3 protein-coding genes are annotated in these 2,534 nt (G+C 62.6%); 2 read left to right on the top strand and 1 reads right to left on the bottom strand.

The window, feature by feature from the left end; translation table 11 throughout:
• Positions 1-259: 259 nt before the first annotated feature.
• Positions 260-1,636: a transposase gene (locus tag ACFE65_RS17525; RefSeq protein WP_375383644.1), complete on the bottom strand. Its 1,377-nt coding sequence runs from the start codon at positions 1,634-1,636 to the stop codon at positions 260-262.
• Positions 1,637-1,741: 105 nt separating this feature from the next.
• Here ACFE65_RS17525 and ACFE65_RS17520 point away from each other — a divergent pair, with 105 nt between their 5' ends.
• Positions 1,742-2,026, top strand: coding sequence for a hypothetical protein (locus tag ACFE65_RS17520; protein ID WP_375383643.1), 285 nt, complete (start codon positions 1,742-1,744; stop codon positions 2,024-2,026).
• A 25-nt stretch (positions 2,027-2,051) separates the two neighbouring features.
• Positions 2,052-2,324 carry a hypothetical protein gene (locus ACFE65_RS17515; protein ID WP_375383642.1) on the top strand — a complete coding sequence of 91 codons (273 nt, stop codon included), beginning with the start codon at positions 2,052-2,054 and terminating at the stop codon, positions 2,322-2,324.
• The last annotated feature ends 210 nt before the right edge of the window (positions 2,325-2,534 follow it).

The following is a 2,534-nucleotide window of genomic DNA, read 5'->3' as shown; positions in this document are numbered from 1 at the left end:
AGGGTGGACATGGTGGGGACCCTCCTCGGTCGTGCGGGCGAGTGGTGCGGGCGAACGCCGCACGTCCGGCACGCGGGGGCGGCCGCTGGCGGCGCGCGCGGGGATGCCCGGCGGCGGGCGGCGGTTGAGTCTGATCGACACGCTGCGCGCCGCGGCACCCTGGCAACGACTGCGCGGCGCCGAGGCGCGCGTTGCGATCCGGCGCGACGATCTGCGCGTCCGTCGTTTCGAGACGCGCGCTGAGCTCGACTTTGTACGATTAAGTGGCGAAGCACAGTGCGTTCGCCATGCGGACGAGGCGAGACGAAGGAATTATCTGCGGTTCCCGGTGCGGCGGGGAGTGTGATTTAATGTCGCCGACCCAGAACTGAAGCCGGACGGCTCCGATGGCGTCGCTGAATGTCAGGCTGGTTTTCCGATACCACGCAGCTGCATAAGGCGTGCTTGTGCTGGTGAGAAGATCACAAGCCCATAGCGAGATGAGGCTGTAGAATCCGAGAAGTGCGGGCGTGGTACGAGCGATGGCTTTGTCGGTCCATTGGCGCTGTGTCTCGACGCCCAAGTGAGCGCGGGTTTCGGCGAACGTGACCTCGATTTGCCATCGGCGGACGTATAGGGCGATGATGTCGGCGGGCTCGATGGTGATGTCGGTACTGAAGAAGGCTTGCGGATCGCGCTTTTCGTCGGGATCGCGAACCAGCACCCATCGAACCGGCAACACCGGAGTGCCGGGTCTGTACCACAAAGCGGTCCCGGATGTGATCTCTAGCGCCTTGCCGCCGGCATGGCCGTACCAGGCGGATACGAAGATCCTCGTCCAGCGTGTGGCGGGGTTGGACAGCAACGTTTTGAGCTTGGGTAACGCGGGGCCTTTCTGCGCCGGCCGCCCGAGCGAAGAGGCGGTTCTTTTTGGAGGCGGTGCGAACAGGTTCGCATCCAGTCGCAGACGGCTGATGAGTGTCGCCCGTCGTACGATGGCATGGGCCAGTTCATGGACTGCGAAGCTGCTGTCGCCGATGAAGATGATCTGACGACCGGGCAGCCATCGTGACAGTTGCAGTGCACCTTGCCGCGCCCAGTCCGTCAGCAATTTGTGACGACAGCCGCGCCTTCGGTTGGATCGCTCCGAAGGGGCGAGCAGCGTCAGGACCGGCAACGCCTTGATCAGGCTGGTCCATGATACCGGAGTGAGCACCATGAAGCTCAACCAGCGCAGCCCGCTGGCTTTGACGAAATGGCCGTGACTGGAGCGCACCGGGTCCCGGTATATTCCCCGCGCGCTGATGCGGCGTCCCCATCGGCGTTCAATGGTGTCGTCCATGCCAATGACGACAGGGCCATCGGGGACAAGCCGTTCGACGACGATACCGAGCAGTCGCCTCGCCGCGGCACGGGAACTCCAGCGGGCGCGATTGAGGATTTGATGATAGCTTGCAAAGTTGGCGGCCTCGGCCCGGCCGGTCACGCGCAGGCAGGAGGTAACGGTCCGCTTCCCCGTTGCCAGCACGGCGCCCATCACCAGAACGAGCACATGCTCCCAGCTGGGAGCCGTGAAGCAGGGGCGCCACGGCTGCAGCCACCGGCGCAGTATCAAGGGAACAGGATCGCCGATTACGGCCTTGTCCGGGTCGAGCATCCCATGCTTCGAATCCCGAGCTTCACAAGTTGCAACGCTATGGATGTTGCCATGCGGCGAGCTGAATCGGATATGCTGTGACCCGAAGGCAGCCAGAGTTACGCGATGAAAGACGACGAAATTGTTCTGCGGATCGAAGCGTTCGACGAAGCCAATGGCGGCGGCGTCGGCTGGTATAAGGACAAAGGCGCCTACCACCTTTACCTGCTGACAACCGAGGCGCCGATCGCTCGCCTCAAGCCCGTCGGCATCAATGACGAAGTCAGGCTCGGCTACTGGTCACATCGCTGGAAATGGGAAGATATCGACGACATGGGCGGATGCGTCCTACCCCTCGATCAAGCCCTCGACCAAATCGCAAACAACAGCGTTTTCTGGACCTGGACCTGACGAAAAACGTACAAAGTCGAGCTAAGTGGCCGAAGGCATGATTGAGCGAGTGGCGCGCAGGTTATGCCTGACTGAGTATCCCGACCAATCGCCAGCGTGGCATGACGACGCCTGGAAAGAATGGACCAATGCCGCACTCGACGTTGTCCGTACGATGCGCGAGCCAACGGCGGCGATGGTATCGGCCATCCACGAAGCGCTTCCCGAGGAGAACGCCTACGGCTGGAGGACTATGATTGATGCAGCGCTTTCGGAGCGCGAGGGCACGGCCTCTGATTTACCGGGCACAAATGAATGATGCCCAGGGACAAAGACGCCGTCGGGCCAGACGAGGCCCTATCGAAGGAAGCGCGCGCGATTGTACGCGCTCATGGCGTCGGAGCGGTTGAGTTCCCGAACGCTGGAGTGAGATTCCGCCGGCGACGTGAGGGTGTAGTCACGCTCGGTGTCGATCCGCCGGCGGATCGTTCAGATAATGGAGCTAGCCGTGACGGACGCGCGGCTAAGC

Origin of the sequence: uncultured Sphingomonas sp., assembly GCF_964237335.1 — a bacterium.
In the GTDB taxonomy this organism is placed as follows: Bacteria; Pseudomonadota; Alphaproteobacteria; order Sphingomonadales; family Sphingomonadaceae; genus Sphingomonas.
The sequence above is the reverse complement of the archived record's forward strand: the minus strand, read 5'-3'. Positions and strand labels throughout refer to the sequence as shown.

Bases quoted from the DNA above. Each gene is read 5' to 3' on its own strand.
- ACFE65_RS17520 (WP_375383643.1), top strand. From the start codon at position 1,742: ATGAAAGACGACGAAATTGTTCTGCGGATCGAAGCGTTCGACGAAGCC.
- ACFE65_RS17525 (WP_375383644.1), bottom strand. From the start codon at position 1,636: ATGCTCGACCCGGACAAGGCCGTAATCGGCGATCCTGTTCCCTTGATA.